The 15,003-nt window shown below is 62.6% G+C and carries 16 protein-coding genes; 6 read left to right on the top strand and 10 right to left on the bottom strand.

Translation table 11 applies throughout. The features are described from left to right. Nucleotides 1-11: 11 nt before the first annotated feature. The 3 genes from AK81_RS00080 to AK81_RS00070 all read right to left on the bottom strand — a co-directional run bounded on the left by AK81_RS00080 (nt 12) and on the right by AK81_RS00070 (nt 1,741). Nucleotides 12-482, bottom strand: coding sequence for an arsenate reductase ArsC (locus tag AK81_RS00080; RefSeq protein ID WP_043195827.1), 471 nt, complete (start codon nt 480-482; stop codon nt 12-14). A 67-nt stretch (nt 483-549) separates the two neighbouring features. Further along, nucleotides 550-894, bottom strand: coding sequence for a metalloregulator ArsR/SmtB family transcription factor (locus tag AK81_RS00075; protein ID WP_043195825.1), 345 nt, complete (start codon nt 892-894; stop codon nt 550-552). Nucleotides 895-1,075: 181 nt separating this feature from the next. Further along, a complete protein-coding gene (locus AK81_RS00070; protein WP_043195824.1) occupies nt 1,076-1,741 on the bottom strand; it encodes a tellurite resistance TerB family protein in 666 nt (221 codons plus the stop codon). A 153-nt stretch (nt 1,742-1,894) separates the two neighbouring features. On the opposite strand from AK81_RS00070, the gene AK81_RS00065 reads away from it, so the two are divergent. The 4 genes from AK81_RS00065 (at nt 1,895) to AK81_RS00050 (ending at nt 6,748) form a co-directional block, all read left to right on the top strand. Then, complete coding sequence (locus AK81_RS00065; protein ID WP_043195823.1) at nt 1,895-3,523, top strand: mechanosensitive ion channel family protein; 1,629 nt, start codon at nt 1,895-1,897, stop codon at nt 3,521-3,523. A 195-nt stretch (nt 3,524-3,718) separates the two neighbouring features. Then, nucleotides 3,719-4,705, top strand: a complete 987-nt coding sequence (locus AK81_RS00060; RefSeq protein ID WP_043195822.1) for a DUF1852 domain-containing protein — start codon at nt 3,719-3,721, stop codon at nt 4,703-4,705. 29 nt (nt 4,706-4,734) lie between these two features. After that, nucleotides 4,735-5,787: a methionine synthase gene (locus AK81_RS00055; RefSeq protein ID WP_043195820.1), complete on the top strand. Its 1,053-nt coding sequence runs from the start codon at nt 4,735-4,737 to the stop codon at nt 5,785-5,787. Nucleotides 5,788-5,803: 16 nt separating this feature from the next. Continuing rightward, nucleotides 5,804-6,748 (top strand): LysR family transcriptional regulator, encoded by a 945-nt coding sequence (locus tag AK81_RS00050; protein WP_043195818.1) that lies wholly within the window; start codon nt 5,804-5,806, stop codon nt 6,746-6,748. Nucleotides 6,749-6,755: 7 nt separating this feature from the next. On the opposite strand, the gene AK81_RS00045 is transcribed toward AK81_RS00050, so the two are convergent. Continuing rightward, entirely contained in the window at nt 6,756-7,763 is a 1,008-nt protein-coding gene (locus tag AK81_RS00045) for a zinc-binding alcohol dehydrogenase family protein (RefSeq protein WP_043195816.1), read from the bottom strand. Nucleotides 7,764-7,937: 174 nt separating this feature from the next. Next, on the bottom strand, nt 7,938-8,735 hold the full coding sequence (locus AK81_RS00040) for an SDR family NAD(P)-dependent oxidoreductase (protein WP_043195814.1): 798 nt from the start codon (nt 8,733-8,735) through the stop codon (nt 7,938-7,940). Between the two features lie 104 nt (nt 8,736-8,839). Here AK81_RS00040 and AK81_RS00035 point away from each other — a divergent pair, with 104 nt between their 5' ends. Both AK81_RS00035 and AK81_RS00030 read left to right on the top strand, forming a co-directional pair. Next, complete coding sequence (locus tag AK81_RS00035; protein ID WP_043195813.1) at nt 8,840-9,790, top strand: GlxA family transcriptional regulator; 951 nt, start codon at nt 8,840-8,842, stop codon at nt 9,788-9,790. A 142-nt stretch (nt 9,791-9,932) separates the two neighbouring features. Further along, a complete protein-coding gene (locus AK81_RS00030) occupies nt 9,933-10,772 on the top strand; it encodes a Ku protein (protein WP_043195812.1) in 840 nt (279 codons plus the stop codon). Nucleotides 10,773-10,793: 21 nt separating this feature from the next. On the opposite strand, the gene AK81_RS00025 is transcribed toward AK81_RS00030, so the two are convergent. From AK81_RS00025 to ligD, 5 genes are all read right to left on the bottom strand, one after another. Continuing rightward, nucleotides 10,794-11,453, bottom strand: a complete 660-nt coding sequence (locus AK81_RS00025) for a glycosyltransferase (protein ID WP_043195810.1) — start codon at nt 11,451-11,453, stop codon at nt 10,794-10,796. Beyond that, complete coding sequence (locus AK81_RS00020; protein ID WP_043195807.1) at nt 11,450-12,049, bottom strand: class I SAM-dependent methyltransferase; 600 nt, start codon at nt 12,047-12,049, stop codon at nt 11,450-11,452. Before AK81_RS00020 ends, AK81_RS00025 begins: the two co-directional genes overlap by 4 nt. A 10-nt stretch (nt 12,050-12,059) precedes the next feature. Beyond that, on the bottom strand, nt 12,060-12,815 hold the full coding sequence (locus AK81_RS00015; RefSeq protein ID WP_043195805.1) for a PIG-L deacetylase family protein: 756 nt from the start codon (nt 12,813-12,815) through the stop codon (nt 12,060-12,062). Then, nucleotides 12,812-13,834 (bottom strand): acyl-CoA dehydrogenase, encoded by a 1,023-nt coding sequence (locus AK81_RS00010; protein ID WP_043195803.1) that lies wholly within the window; start codon nt 13,832-13,834, stop codon nt 12,812-12,814. Before AK81_RS00010 ends, AK81_RS00015 begins: the two co-directional genes overlap by 4 nt. Beyond that, the coding region (gene ligD / locus AK81_RS00005; protein ID WP_043195801.1) for a DNA ligase D at nt 13,834-15,003 on the bottom strand (1,170 nt) is incomplete at its 5' end. The genes AK81_RS00010 and ligD, both read right to left, overlap by 1 nt.

The following is a 15,003-nucleotide window of genomic DNA, read 5'->3' as shown; positions in this document are numbered from 1 at the left end:
TTTACTCCTGCTTATTGCGTGCCGATGCGATCCAGCGCGTGCTTGAGCTGATCACGGTCGAGGCTTTCGAATGGTAGGGCGAAGAAGGCTTGGCAGCGCGACTCGATATGGGCCAGCGTGGCACGGAATGCCGCGTCGACTTGCGCTTTGTCACCCACCACATCGGACGGGTCCTCCAGCCCCCAATGCGACTTCAGCGCAGGGCCGAAATACACCGGGCAGGCTTCGCCGGCGGCCTTGTCGCAGACGGTGATGACGATGTCCGGTGGGTTGCCCTCGAATGCGTCGTTGCCCTTGCTGCTCAGGCCAGCAGTCGAAATACCGGCCTGCTCCAGCGTGCTCAGGCTCCGGGGCAATACTTGCCCCTTGGGGAAGCTGCCCGAACTGATCGCTTCAAAACCGGCCGGTGCCAGGTGGTTGAACAGCGCTTCAGAAAGGATGCTGCGGCAGCTGTTGGCCGTGCACATGAACAGGACTCGCATGAAGGGGCTCCTCCGCTTGGTGGCGGACGTCAGAGGCGCCGGCGCAGTGCCAGCGCCGAAAGGGTGATCAGCAGCAGGCGTCGCGAACGGGGCGGTCGTCCATGCACTTGAGCCGAAGTGTGTTGTCGGCCAGCCATTGCGAATTGGCCTGCAAGGTGACCTGCAGCATCTCGTGAACCCAGGCGGGCAGCGCCGGATTAAGGCGGTAATACACCCACTGACCCTGGCGACGGTCCAGCAGCATGCCATTGCTGCGCAGCTGCGCCAGATGGCGGCTGATCTTCGGCTGGCTATCGCCCAACGCGCACATCAGTTCGCACACACAGAGCTCTCCCAGGCTGGCGATGAGCAGGGTGGCGCGAGCACGGGTTTCGTCGGACAGGCACTTGAAGACATCGGGCGGGGTGATCATGGCTTCACCAATACATATGGAAAACCGAATATACGTATTTCCATATGTTTATGGCAAGCCCAGTACGCATTGAGCGTGCGCTTTGGGTCGACAGCTGTCGTTCACCAATGTCTGTCTTTGGCTAGTTAGCGAAGCGTGTTGTTACATTGAAGTGCTTGTCCCCGATAGCTCTTCAGGCCATTCAGGCACCTGCCTTGGCCTGCTGTTCCAGATGCACCTGCAATGCCGGGTCGATTTGCAGTGCGCTGGCCAGTTCGTCAAGGTAGGCCCGCTCGGCGTCCTGCTGGTCATCCACCAGCATCACGCTGGCCAGGTACATTTCTGCGGCCATGGCCGGGTCCCGGGCCGACTGGGCCACTTCGGCAACATCGAGTGGCTTGCTGACTTCTTCATCCAGCCATTGCTGTAGCTGTGGGTCGCTGGTCTGACGTTTGATTTCAGCGTGGATCAACTGTTCTTCCTGCTGGTCGATGCGGCCGTCTGCCTTGGCTGCCGCAATCAGCGCGCGCAGGATTGCATGGCTGTGGCCCTCGGCCTCGGGGCCGGACAATTGATCGACAGTACGCACCGCCTGTTGCGGGGCTGTCGCCTGGCTGCGCTGCCAGCTTTGATAGGCCTGGAACGCCATCATGCCCAACGACGCCAGGGCCGCGAAATTGGTGCCACCCGCGGAGCGCCCCTGGGGCAAACCGCCCGTGCCGCTGCCAGCACGGCCACCCAACAGGCCACCCAGCAAGCCGCCCAAACCGCCCAGGCCGTCTTGCCATGACGTGCCTGCGCTGCCTTGACGCGCTTGTGAGCCTTGCCCGGCCCGCAGTAACTGTTCGAGTAGATCACTGGTGTTCATGGCGCCGCCCTCGCTCGCTAGTCGTTGCCCAGACAAGCAACGATAGCCCTCGCAAGGCGATTCGCCATGACCGTCTGGCCCTTGGGCCCGACCAGTGGAGGCTGTGCTATCACTACAGCAATGCTGTTCGAACCATGGGCCAGGGAGTGCGCAATGAATCGCCTTTTGACTGTGTTGCTGGTGCTGTGCACCTTGCTGCCGATGGTGGGGCAGGGCAAGGACGCCATCGGCAGCGCCACCGATGGCGTACCGGGTGAGCCGGCAGAACTGCAAATCGCCAACCGCAGCATTATCACCTTTCACGCCACACTGCTGGGCGAAACGCCTGCTGCCCGCGTGCAACGGGCCACGTCCGTGATCGAGGAGGCACTGCGCGGCACCGACGAGCTCAAGGTCCGCATTGACCCGATCGTCAACAGCCACCTGGTGCTGCTGGGCGGGCGCCGGGCGTTCATCGTCGCGCCGCAGGACCTGGGCGTGGAGGGCGGCGACACCCGCGCCGCCGCCGAGCAGGCAGCGGCCACCTTGCGCCAGGTGGTGGACGAAACCGGCGAGGCGCGCAGCCTGCATTTCCTGCTCAAGGCGCTGGGCTTTTCCGCCATCGCCACGCTGGTGTTCGTGGTGCTGATCAAGGGCGCCAACCTGGGCCGGCGCAAGCTGCGCGGGCGCCTGACTCAGCTGATGCGTGAGCGCGCGCGGCAGATCAAGATTGGCCAGCTGCCATTGTTCGACATGCAGTACGTGTACTACCTGATCGACCGCCTGCTGCGTCTGATGTACTGGGTGATCGTGTTGTTGCTCAGCTACCAGTGGCTGAGCTTCGTGCTGTCGCAGTTCCCTTACACCCGGCCGTGGGGCGAAAGCCTCAATGTGCACCTGCTCGACCTGCTGCGCTATCTGCTCGACGGCATCCTGCACGCCATCCCCGGCATTGCCGTGGCCATCATGATCTTCTTCATCGCCCGTGGCATCAGTGGTTTCAGCCGGCGCATTCTGGAGCGTTTGGCCCGCCCAGGCACATTGAAGTGGCTGACCGAAGAAACCCTGCAGCCTACGACACGGCTCACTTCGCTGGCGATCTGGCTGTTTGCCCTGGTCATGGCTTACCCGTACCTGCCCGGCTCGGGTACCGATGCCTTCAAAGGGCTTTCGGTGCTGCTGGGCCTGATGATTTCGCTGGGTGCCACAAGTGTGGTGGGGCAGGCGGCGGCGGGGCTGATCCTGACCTATTCGCGCACGCTGAAGGCTGGCGAATACGTGCGGGTAGGCGACAACGAAGGCACGGTAACCGAGGTCGGCATTTTCAATACCACCATCCGCACAGGGCTTGGCGAGGTGCTGACCTTGCCCAATTCAATGATCACCGGCTCTGTCACGCGCAACTATTCGCGGGTGGTGCAAGGGCAGGGCTACATTGTCGATACCGTGGTCACCATCGGCTATGACACGCCCTGGCGCCAGGTTGAGGCGATGCTGGTGGAAGCGGCCCAGCGCACCGATGGCATTCTGGAAAACCCCAGGCCGCAGGTGTTCCAGACCGGGCTTTCGGACTTCTACCCTGAATACCGCCTGGTTGCCCAGGCAGTGCCTAGCGCGCCAAGGCCGCGTGCGGAGTTGCTGAGCCTGTTGCACGCCAACATCCAGGACGTGTTCAACGAATACGGGGTGCAGATCATGTCGCCGCATTACCTGGGGGACCCGGTGCAGGAGAAGTGGGTGCCGCGGGACAAGTGGTTTGCCGCGCCGGCGCGGGAGCCTGGCGGCGATGGCAACGATGCCTGAGCGCCGTTTGAAGCGCGGCGATCATCGAGTTGTGGGAAGGCACACATTAGCCCGGCGAATCTTCCGCATTATTCCCGTGCCCGTCATGAGCATGGCTAAAGGTTCTGTGAAATCAATTCAGTTCCCTCGGTCATCCCCCCAACCTAAAATACAGGCCAATTATAGAGAATATGGATATTTGAGTAGGCTCCCGTCATGACGAATAAAGACTTCAAGTTTTCCATCAAGAGTATTCGCTTCGACGAGCACTATCACCCGTCCGAAAACACGCGCATTACTACCAACTTCGCCAATCTGGCGAGGGGCGCGAGCCGGCAAGAGAACTTGCGCAGCACCCTGGGGATGATAAATAACCGCTTCAACGCCCTGGCGCATTGGGATAACCCAAAAGGCGACCGCTACGCCGTCGAACTTGACATCATTTCGGTCGAGATGAGTATCGATGCTAAAGGCGGTGATCAAGCGCTGCCGCTGATTGAAATATTGAAAACGAATATTATCGACCGGCAGACCGGCGAGCGCATCGCGGGCATGGTGGGGAATAATTTTTCTTCCTACGTGCGCGATTACGATTTCAGCGTACTGCTGCTGGGGCACAATGCCAACCAGCCTGTGTTCAGCACGCCAGAGCATTTCGGAGAGCTGCACGGCAAGCTGTTCAAGCGCTTCGTCAACTCAAGCACGTACAAGCAGCACTTCAACAAGCCACCAGTTATTTGCCTGAGCGTTTCCAGCAGCAAGACCTACCATCGAACCGATAATCAGCACCCTGTGTTGGGTTTTGAGTATCAACAGGATGAGTATTCCCTGACGGATACTTATTTCGAGAAGATGGGCTTGAAGGTGCGTTACTTCATGCCGCCCAACAGTGTTGCGCCGTTGGCCTTCTATTTTTCGGGCGATTTGCTCAGCGATTACACCAACCTTGAGCTGATCAGCACCATCAGCACCATGGACACGTTCCAGAAAATCTATCGCCCCGAAATCTACAATGCGAACTCTGCCGCAGGGAAGTGCTATCAGCCCAGCTTGCAGCATCAGGATTACTCACTGACGCGTATTGTTTATGACCGGGAGGAGCGTAACCGGCTGGCCATCGAGCAGGGGCAGTTTGTCGAGGAGCACTTTATCAAGCCGCACCACGCGATGCTTGAGCAGTGGTCCGCCAACTACGCCTGCTGATTAACTGAATATATATAAGGTCTTCTCTCGTGAAAAAGCTGTTACCCACTTCGACTGCCGGCAGTCTGCCGAAACCTTCCTGGCTCGCAGAACCCGAAACGCTCTGGTCACCCTGGAAACTGCAGGATGAGGCGTTGATCGAAGGCAAACAGGATGCCCTGCGCTTGTCACTGCAGGAGCAGCAAAAGGCAGGCATCGATATCGTCAGTGATGGCGAGCAAACGCGCCAACATTTCGTGACGACCTTCATTGAGCACCTGAGCGGCGTTGATTTCGAGAACCGCGAAACCGTCAGGATCCGTGATCGCTATGATGCCAGCGTACCGACGGTGGTGGGCGCTGTTGCCCGGAAAAACCCGGTGTTTGTCGAAGATGCCAAGTTTTTGCGTCAGCAGACCAGCCAACCCATCAAGTGGGCGCTGCCAGGCCCCATGACCATGATCGATACGCTGTATGACAGCCACTACAAAAGCCGTGAAAAACTGGCTTGGGAATTTGCCAAAATCCTCAACCAGGAAGCCCGGGAGCTGGAGGCTGCCGGTGTTGACATCATTCAGTTCGATGAGCCCGCCTTCAATGTCTTCTTTGACGAGGTGAACGACTGGGGTGTCGCCACCTTGGAACGGGCCATCGAAGGCCTCAAGTGTGAAACCGCTGTGCATATCTGCTATGGCTACGGCATCAAAGCCAACACCGACTGGAAAAAGACCCTGGGCTCCGAGTGGCGGCAATATGAAGAAGCCTTCCCCAAGCTGCAGAAGTCCAGCATCGACATCATTTCGCTGGAATGCCACAACTCCCATGTCCCCATGGACCTGCTTGAGCTGATCCGAGGCAAGAAGGTGATGGTCGGCGCGATTGACGTGGCCACCCACACCATTGAAACACCCGAGGAAGTGGCCAATACCCTGCGCAAGGCACTGCAATTTGTAGAGGCAGACAAGCTCTATCCTTGCACCAACTGCGGCATGGCGCCCTTGCCGCGTCGGGTGGCCAGCGGCAAGCTCAGCGCGTTGAGTGCGGGTGCAGACATCGTCCGCAGAGAACTCGCCAGCCACCTTGCCGCGCCTGGCACGCTGTGAGCGTTGCCTTCTGCTCATGATTGACTTGAGACACCTACGCACGCTGCATGCCTTGCGCGAAACGGACAGCCTGCCCGAGGCCGCCGAGCGCCTGCACCTGACCCAGTCGGCGCTCTCGCACCAGTTCCGGGAGCTGGAAACCCGCGTTGGCATGCCCGTGTTTGTGCGCAAGTCCAAACCGGTACGCTTCACCACCGCGGGGCTCAAGCTGTTGCAGCTGGCCGACCAGGTGCTGCCGCTGATCCGCACAACGGAGCGCAACCTGAGCAAGCTGGCGGGTGGCACGGCGGACCGGCTGCACATCGCCATCGAGTGCCACAGTTGCTATCAATGGCTGATGCCCTCGCTGGACGAGTTTCGCTGCGCCTGGCCGGAAGTCGAACTGGACCTGGCATCGGGGTTGTCGTTCGCGCCGCTGCCGGCCCTGGAGCGTGGTGACCTCGACCTTGTGGTGACCTCCGACCCGGTGACCCTGCCGGGTATCACCTACGTGCCGTTGTTCGGGTACGAGGCCATGCTGGCCATCGACAAGCATCATCCCCTGCGCGAAAAGCCGTATCTGCAACCTGACGACATTGCCAGCCAGACCCTGATCACGTACCCGATCGAGCGAAACCGCCTGGACATCTTCACCCGTTTCTTCGACCCGGCCGACCTCGAACCTGCCCAGGTACGTACTGCAGAAATGACTGTCATGATGATGCAGTTGGTGGCCAGCGGCCGTGGCGTTTGCTGCCTGCCGAACTGGGCGGTGCACGAGTACACCTCCCGTGGCTACGTGCTGGCCAAGCGCCTGGGCGAAGCAGGGTTGCAGGCCACCCTGTTCGCGGCGGTACGCAGCGACATGCTCGAAGTGCCTTACATGAGTGATTTCCTGCTCACGGCGAAAGACATTTCGTTTGCGACGCTGGAGGGCGTCAATGCGGTGTCTGCGCCCGCTGCACGGCCGTCGGGCGCTTGATCGGGCGTCAGAAACCTTCGAGCACGATCTTGCCGCGTGCCTTGCCACTCTCGATCATGGCGTGGGCGCGTTTCAGGTGCTCGGCGTTGATCGTGCCGTAGTGCTCGCCCAGGGTCGTTTTGAGCGTGCCATCATCCACCAGTTGCGAAACGCGCTCGAGCAGTTGGTGCTGCTTGATCATGTCTTCGGTCTTGTACAGCGAGCGCGTGAACATCAGCTCCCAGTGCAGTGAAAGCGACTTGCGCTTGAGCGGCATGACATCCAGCTGCGCCGGGTCGTCGATCAGCGCGAGCTTGCCTTGTGGGCGAAGCACCTCCACCAGTTGCGCAAGGTAGGTGTCTGTGTGGGTCAGGCTGATGACGTAATCGACCGGCCCCAGCTTGAGCGCTTCCAACTGCAGTGGAATCGACTCGGCGTGATTGATCACATGGTGGGCTCCCGCTTGCTGCACCCAGGCTTGGGTTTCGGGCCGTGAGGCGGTGCCAATGACCGTGAGCTGTGTGAGCTTGCGGGCCAGTTGAACCAGAATCGAGCCAACCCCGCCGGCAGCACCTACCACCAGCAGGCTTTGGTGCTTGCCACCGTTTTCTTCAACGCCCAGGCGGTCGAACAGCAGCTCCCAGGCCGTAATGGAGGTGAGCGGCAAGGCGGCGGCGCTGGCGTTGTCCAGGCTGCGGGGCTTATGCCCGACAATGCGTTCATCCACCACATGAAGCTCGCTGTAGCTGCCCGGGCGGTCGATGGCACCGGCGTAGAACACCTCGTCGCCCGGTTGGAACAACGTGACCTGTGGCCCCACCTCGCGGACGACGCCGACAGCGTCCCAGCCGAGTACTTGCGGTTGCTCACCACCACGGCTTGCACGGATCTTGGTATCGACCGGGTTGACGGCAATTGCCCGGACTTCGACAAGCAGGTCACGGGCCCCCGGTTTTGGCGTGGGCAGCTGCGCGTCATACAGCGATTGTGGGTCGTGGATCGGTAGACCGGGCTGGGTGTAAACGACTGCCTTCATTGGCGTTGCCTCTTGGGGATGCGAAAAGTGGGTTCAGACTATTCGTTTCGATTCACTCAAAAAACAGCCTGAGTGGAGTAAGACTTTCTCGCTTGCAGTGAAAATGGTGTGAAGCGCCCGTGACCTGGCCTGGTCGCTCCACACAATGCTCGACTACGTTCCTTTCGCTACTGATCACCTGGTGCTGTAGCGCTGCGCGAGCTGGTTGCTGGACAACTGGCCGAACAAGGCTTGCCGGCTGGCCTCGAAGTGGTCGAAGGCTTGCAGGTCGTGCAGCGACGGCAGGGAGATCAGCACGCCGTTGTCGAAGTCCTGCAGCGCACCGTTTACCAGGTCCTGGGCAGACATCACGATGCCTGGGTCCAGGTTCTCGACGGGCAAGCCACCGGTCTGCCAGAAGTCGGTCGCGGTGGCCCCGGGCAGTACTGCCTGCACCTTGATGTTTGTACCTGCCAGCTCTTTGTTCAGCGACTGGGTGAACGCGGTGACGTAGGCCTTGCTACCACCGTACACGCCGTTGAGCAGTTCGGGTGCCAGGCTGACGATGGACGAGATATTGATGACCGCGCCTTGCTTGCGAGCGACAAAGCCGGGGACAGCTGCATAGGTGAGGCGGGTGAGGGCGGTGACGTTGAGGGTGATCATGTGCGCCATGCGCTCGACGTCGCTTTCCAGCAGCCCGGTATGGGTGCCGATACCGGCGTTGTTCACCAGCAGGCTGATGCTGGCGTCTTCGCGCAGTTTGCGTTCTACCTTGGCCAGGTCATCGGCGTTGGCCAGGTCTGCCGGGAACACTTCCACGTTCTGCCGGGTTTCGGTGGTAAGCCGGCCAGCCAATGCGTTGAGGCGTTCCCGGTCGCGTGCCACCAGCACCAGGTCATAGCCGCGACGGGCCAGGTGCTCTGCGTAGATCGAACCGATACCGGATGAGGCGCCCGTAATGAGCGCGGTGCCTTTGAATTGCTGCGTCATGCTGATGCTCCGCTGGTTGGGTGTGCAGCTATCATGCAGCAGGTGGCCTTTGTCTCAAACGACGCATATAGTTATGTTTTAGGACATTGCAGAGGGCATCAGCGATGCACCGGGTCGGCTACCTCATCACCGAAGGCTTCCAGATCATGTCCCTGGCGACGCAAACCGTGTTCGAGCTTACGAACATCATGGCCGGCGAAGCGGTTTACAGGGTCCAGAACTTCTCCATCGGGGGCGGTACGGTGTGCTCGTCCCTGGGGATGCATATCGACACGCTGCCCTTGGGGGCGCCGGGCCTGGCCGACACCTGGATGGTCACCGGCACACTGACGCCGCTGACGCCCCCCAGTGAGGAGGTGCTCGCCAGCGTGCGGGGCTTTGTCGACGGTGCGCGCCGTACAGCTGGCCTTTGCACCGGCTGTTTCGTGCTGGCGCAAGCCGGCGTACTGGATGGCCGGCGCGCGACCACCCACTGGGCTTATGCGAACAAGTTGCGAGAGTTGCACCCGAAGATCGACGTCGAGGACGACCGGATTTTCATCGTCGATGGGCCGATATGGACGTCTGCCGGCATGACCGCCGCCCTGGACATGGCGCTGGGTATGGTGGAAAAGGACTTGGGCAGTGAAATGGCCAGGTCGGTGGCGCACAAGATGGTCATGCACCAACGCCGGTCTGGCGGGCAGTCGCAACACTCCGAACTGTTGACGCTCTCGCCCAAGTCGGACCGGATCCAGAGCGCGCTGGATTACGCCCGCAAGCACCTCAGCCGCCCGTTAAGCGTGGAAGAGCTTGCTGAAGTGGTGCACCTGAGCCCACGGCAATTCACCCGCGTGTTCACCGCCGAGACCGGACAATCACCGGCCAAGGCCGTTGAGAGCCTGCGGCTGGAGGCTGCCCGGCTGATGATCGAGCAGAGCCTGCACAGCCTGGATGTGGTGGCCAGGGAGACCGGTTTCAGGGACCGCCGGCATATGCGCGAGGTGTTCATCCGTGGGTTTGGTGTGCCCCCTCAAGCCGTGCGACGGGATGCTAGGCGGGTGGTCTCCAGCTGATGGTTCGTCTGCTTACAGTCGGGTCAATTTATCCGGCCCCCCAGGCCCCCGTTGCCGTCGAGCAACCAAACTAAACCTTCGCACCCGTCGTCAGTCAGTTTTGGTAAGGGCTCCGTTCGCTGGTAACCCATAGGAGGTAGACATGGCGCGGGCTATCTGGAAAGGCGCGATCAGTTTCGGGCTGGTGCACATCCCGGTTTCGCTCAACGTTGCGGTGAGCTCCGAGCGGGTCGATTTTGACTGGCTCGACAAGCGCAGCATGGAGCCGGTGGGCTACAAGCGGGTGAACAAGGTCACCGGCAAGGAAATCGACAAGGACAACATCGTCAAGGGCGTGGAGTACGAGAAGGGCCGCTACGTGGTGATCAGTGAGCAGGAGATCCGCGATGCGCGCCCCGAGGCGACCCAGACAATTGACATATTCTCGTTCGTCGAGGCTGGCGAGATTCCGTTGCAGCACTTCGACACGCCCTACTACCTGAGCCCCGACCGCCGTGGCGGCAAAGTCTATGCACTGCTGCGCGATACGCTGGAAAGCACCGGCAAGGTAGCCCTGGCCACCGTGGTGCTGCATACCCGTCAGCACCTGGCGCTGCTGCGGCCACTGGAAGACGCCTTGGTGCTGATAACCCTGCGTTGGCCCGAGGAGGTGCGCAGCGTTGAAACCCTGGAACTGGACAAGAGCGTGACCGATGCCAAGGTCGACAAGCGTGAACTGGGCATGGCCAAACGCCTGGTCGAAGACATGAGTGGGTCCTGGGCACCGGACGAGTACCACGATGCGTTTCGCCAGACCATTCTCGACCTGGTGGAAGAAAAGGCCAGCAAGGGCAAGATCGAGACGGTGGACAAAGGGGAGGGCGCCAGCGTTGAGAAAGGCGCGGATATCCTCGACCTTACCGAACTGCTCAAACGCAGCCTCGGCGGCAAAGCCAAGGGCGCAACAAAACCGGCTACCAAACGACCACGCAAGGCCTCCTGAGGGTGGAGACTCGCCAGGTGGTCACACCTGGCCTTCCAGCCCACTGAGGTAGTCGCCGAACCCCTGCTTTGCCCGGCTATCACGCCGGCTGCTGGTGGCCACGCTGTGCTCGGCGGTCCAGACGATCTGCGCCCCGCTGGCTTGCAGGGCCAACACCAGCTGAACATCCTCGTGGGCCGGCAGGGGCTGGAACCCGCCAACGCGTTCGTAGGCCTCGGCGCACACACCGAGGTTGGCGCCATGAATATGCCGATGCCCCTCACGGGCCTGGTAAAGGCTGCGGTACAACCGGCGCAGGGCGATGCTCTGCCAGGGTTGCCAGCGCTCGATGTGCACCGTGCCGCATACCACCTCGGCGCGCCACTGCAACTGCGAGGTCAGCCAGTGCTGCGGGACGCGGCTGTCGGCGTCGGTGCACGCCAGCCATTGGGCGCCGCGTGCGATCATCCATGCCGCGCCTGCCCGCCGGGCGACGCCGACATTGCCTGCGTCCACTTCCAGGGTATGCACACCGTGGCGTCGGGCCACGAGCGCACTGGTGTCGCTGCAACGGTCCAGTACCACCAGCACCTCTACCGCAAAGCCTGCCGCCTCCGCTCGCGCGCTTGCAGCCTTGACCGCCTTGAGGCAGTGCCCCAGGCGCCGGGCCTCGTTGTGGGCGGGAATGATGACGGCGATCATGGGCAGGGCTCATTCAGGTCGACCACGCTGGGCTGGCACGTCCAGTACTCGAGCAGAAAGTCCGCCTCCTCATGACGCAACAGCGGATACAGCGGCAAGTGCCTTGCCAGCAGCGCGTGAACCTCGCGGCCATCCTGCGGGCAACCGGCAATCGGGTGGCGCCAGTGGCAGGCGAGCAGGGCGCCATCGCCCGTGAGGCTGGCCACCGATTGCTCGATCACCTGCAGCCAAGCGGTGGGGTCGAGGTAGTAGCCGATTTCGCTGAGCACGATCAGGTCGAACTGCCCGCCTGGCCAATCGCCCGGCAAGTGCCCTTGCTCGACATGGGCGTGGTGCGCGGTGCCCAAGCGCTGGCGTGCCAGCCCCACGGCGGTAGGGTCGATGTCCTGGCACAGCAAGCTGGCGCAGCGTTCGGCCAGCAGCACGCTCAGCTCGCCGTTGGCACAGGCCGGCTCGAACACGCGCTCATAGCGCTGACGGGGCAGGCTGGCCAGCAGCAGGTCGCGCTTGCGCCGTTCATACCAGCGGGTGCGAAATGCCCAGGGGTCATCGCTGTCGGCATACAGGTCGGCGAAATATTGCGCGTCTAGGCTCATGGCGACTCCATCACAGGAAGACCAGCTCAAAGGGTTGCAGCAGGCACGCCTGCAAATGCGCCGGCAGCACGGGCGGGCGGTCACCATCAGGCTGCAACTGGCTGGTATGGGCAGCCAAGGCCTCGCGCTTGCGGGCCTGGCGCGTTTCGTCGACCTGCAGGCGATGCGCCCGCGACCACGGCAGGCGTGGGTCGTCAGGTGCGGCCCAGTGCCAGGCCCACACCGGCGCTTCGGCCAGCTGGGCCCCGCGCGCCTGGGCCGCTTGGGCAGCGGCGCGGCCTGCTGCCTCGTGGTCGCAGTGGCCGTCGCCACGCCAGGTGGTCAGCAACAGGTCATCAGGCTCCAGCAACTGCTCCAGGTGACGGACGAGGAAGGCCTCATCGCGTGGCAGTGCGCCGTCCTTGAGGTTGAGCCGCCGCCAGTCCAGGCGGTTGAGGTCCAGGTCCAGTTGCTGCAAGGCATGCCGGCTTTCCAGCGGTCGCTGGTGCCGCAAGCGCTGCTCGGTCCAGTGTGGTGAGTGCGGATGGCTGCCCTCGCCGTTGGTGGCGGAGATCAGCACCAGGTCCTGTTCGCGCCCACGAAAACTGGCAAGCAGCCCGCCGGCCATTAGCACCTCGTCGTCCGGGTGCGGCGCCAGTAACACCAGGCGTCTGCCGGGTGGGCACAGCTGCTCGGGCGCAAGCCAGGTGGCGCGTGCCAGGTGCGCGGAATGTTGCCAGTCGCTCCATGGGGTGCCCGTGGCCGCATCAATCAGGTTCTCGTTCATAGCTGCCATGCTCCTGTCGGTGTGCGGGCCACTTGCTGACCCAGTTCGGCCAAGTCGCGCTCGGCGTGGCTCTGGCGCAGGTACACCGGCAGGTCGGCGCTGAGCCGGGCGAAATGGCCGCTGCGGCAGAAGGGTGTGGCCCCCAGCGCTCGGCCAACATGCTGAATGACCTGTTCGACCGCCTGCTCGATCTGGGCGCGGGTGCGGCGTACCTCGAAACTGGCGTCGTCCTTGGGGTGCTGGTCGATCCACGCGGCGCACTTGCGAAGGGCAGCGCGGGCACCGTACAAGGCTGCATCGACCGCCCCCAGGTGAGCATCGGCATGGGGGTCGGGCCGAGGTTTGCTGCAGTGTTCGCGCAGGTAGCCTGCCAGGGCCTCGGCCGCGCCGTACCAGCAGGCAGCGATACCCGCGCCGCCCTGCCAGAAGCCTGGGCGCGACAGGTATTGGCCGGGCGCACCGATGGCCAGCCCCGGCGAGTCGTCGAATTCGACGGTGACACTGGCGGTGCTGGCCATGCCTACGGCCTGCCATTGCTCGGCCTGGATGCGCTGGCTGGGGTGTGACAGTTCAATGGCCACCAGCTGTGGCTGATCGTTTTCCCAGGCGGTCAGCAGCGCCCGGTCGATCTGCAGCGCGCCCGAGCACCATGCCTTGCGGCCTTGCAGTTGAACCCGTTGGCCATGGCGCGCGACGATGCGGGCCCTGGCATCCGGTGGCTCGGCGGCCCACATGCCCCAGATACCGTCGTGAGCATGCTGGGCGGCGCCGCACTCGGCGAGGATCGCCAGGGCATCGGTGTGGCCCTCATACAACTTGGCCAGGCCTAGATCGCAACCGGCGACCCGCGCCAAGGCCTGCCAGCGCTCGAGGGTGCGCCCGTGGCCCGGCAGGGGCAGCAGGTCGAGCTGTTCGGCTCGCAGTGCCTGCAGCAGTTCCGGCAGCAAGGGGTCGAGGTCGATGGCCCGCGAGCGGGTAGCGAAGCGGTGCAGCAGGTGGTCGAGGTGGGCCAGGTCCATCAGGCAATCCCCAGTTGTTTGCGCATGCGCAGGGTGATCGATTGGCGGGTCGTTCCCAGCTCGGCCCAAGGGTCGTCCACGTGCGCAAGCCGTGCTTGCACGTTGCCGATATTCCATTGGTTGGCACTTTTGATTTTGGGCAGTTCCTCGCGCCAGATCGGCACCGACACCGGCAGGCCTTCGCGGGCGCGCAGCGAGTAGGCGGCCACGGTGGTAGCGCCCTTGCCGTTGCGCAGGTAGTCGATGAAGATGCGCCCGACCCGGTTCTTGGGCCCGGAGACCGCGCTGAGGCGGTCTGGGAACAAGCCAGCCATGTGTTTGACGATGGCATGGCTGAAGTCCTTCACTTCGTCCCAGCCGGCCCGACGGGTGAGCGGCACCACCAGATGCATGCCTTTGCCGCCGCTGGTCTTGAGAAACACCTTGAGGCCCAGCTCATCAAGCAGGGTGAGGGTCAGCTGGGTGGCCTCGAGCATGGCCTTCCACGGCAGTGCCGGGTCGGGGTCCAGGTCGAGGATGAAGCGGTCAGGCTTGTCGAAATTCTTGTCAGTGGCGTTCCAGGTGTGCAGTTCAAGCATGTTCATCTGTACTGCGCCCAACAGGCTGTCGGCGCTGTTGAGCACCATTGCCGCCTGGCCGGCCTGGGCCTTTGTGTAGCTGCTCAGCTTGGGGATGTGCAACTGCTCCGCGTTTTTCTGAAAGAACAGCTCTCCGTCCAGGCCTTCCGGGGCGCGGACCAGCGCTACGGGGCGGTGATTGAGCTGTGGCAGCAGCCAGTCGGCGACTTGGGCGTAGTACTCCGCCACCTGGCGCTTACTGGTGCCACTGGTCTTGTCGATCACGCGGTCGGGGTGGGTCAGGCGCAGGTTGCCCATGCCCTTGGGCTCAGTGTGTGCTGCGTTCTTTGCCGGCATGGCGCGTTCCAGGGCAATGGCAGTGGCGGGTTTGTCGTCGCGCAGCCCGTGGAACACCGCGTGGCGCACGATGCCTGTGCGGGTCATCTGGGCGTAGGCGACTTCGGCCAGCAGTTTGGGCTTCAGCCAGTGCACGCCCCGCGCATCGGCACCGCTGGGGGGCGCAGGCAGGGGGGGCTTGGCGGTGTGTAGGGGTTTGAGGCGGGTAAGGATGCTTGTCAGCGTGGCAGCACTGAAGCCGGTGCCCACCTTGCC

Origin of the sequence: Pseudomonas putida W15Oct28 (genome assembly GCF_000708715.2) — a bacterium.
GTDB classification, from domain to species: domain Bacteria; phylum Pseudomonadota; class Gammaproteobacteria; order Pseudomonadales; family Pseudomonadaceae; genus Aquipseudomonas; species Aquipseudomonas putida_R.
The sequence above is the reverse complement of the archived record's forward strand: the minus strand, read 5'-3'. Positions and strand labels throughout refer to the sequence as shown.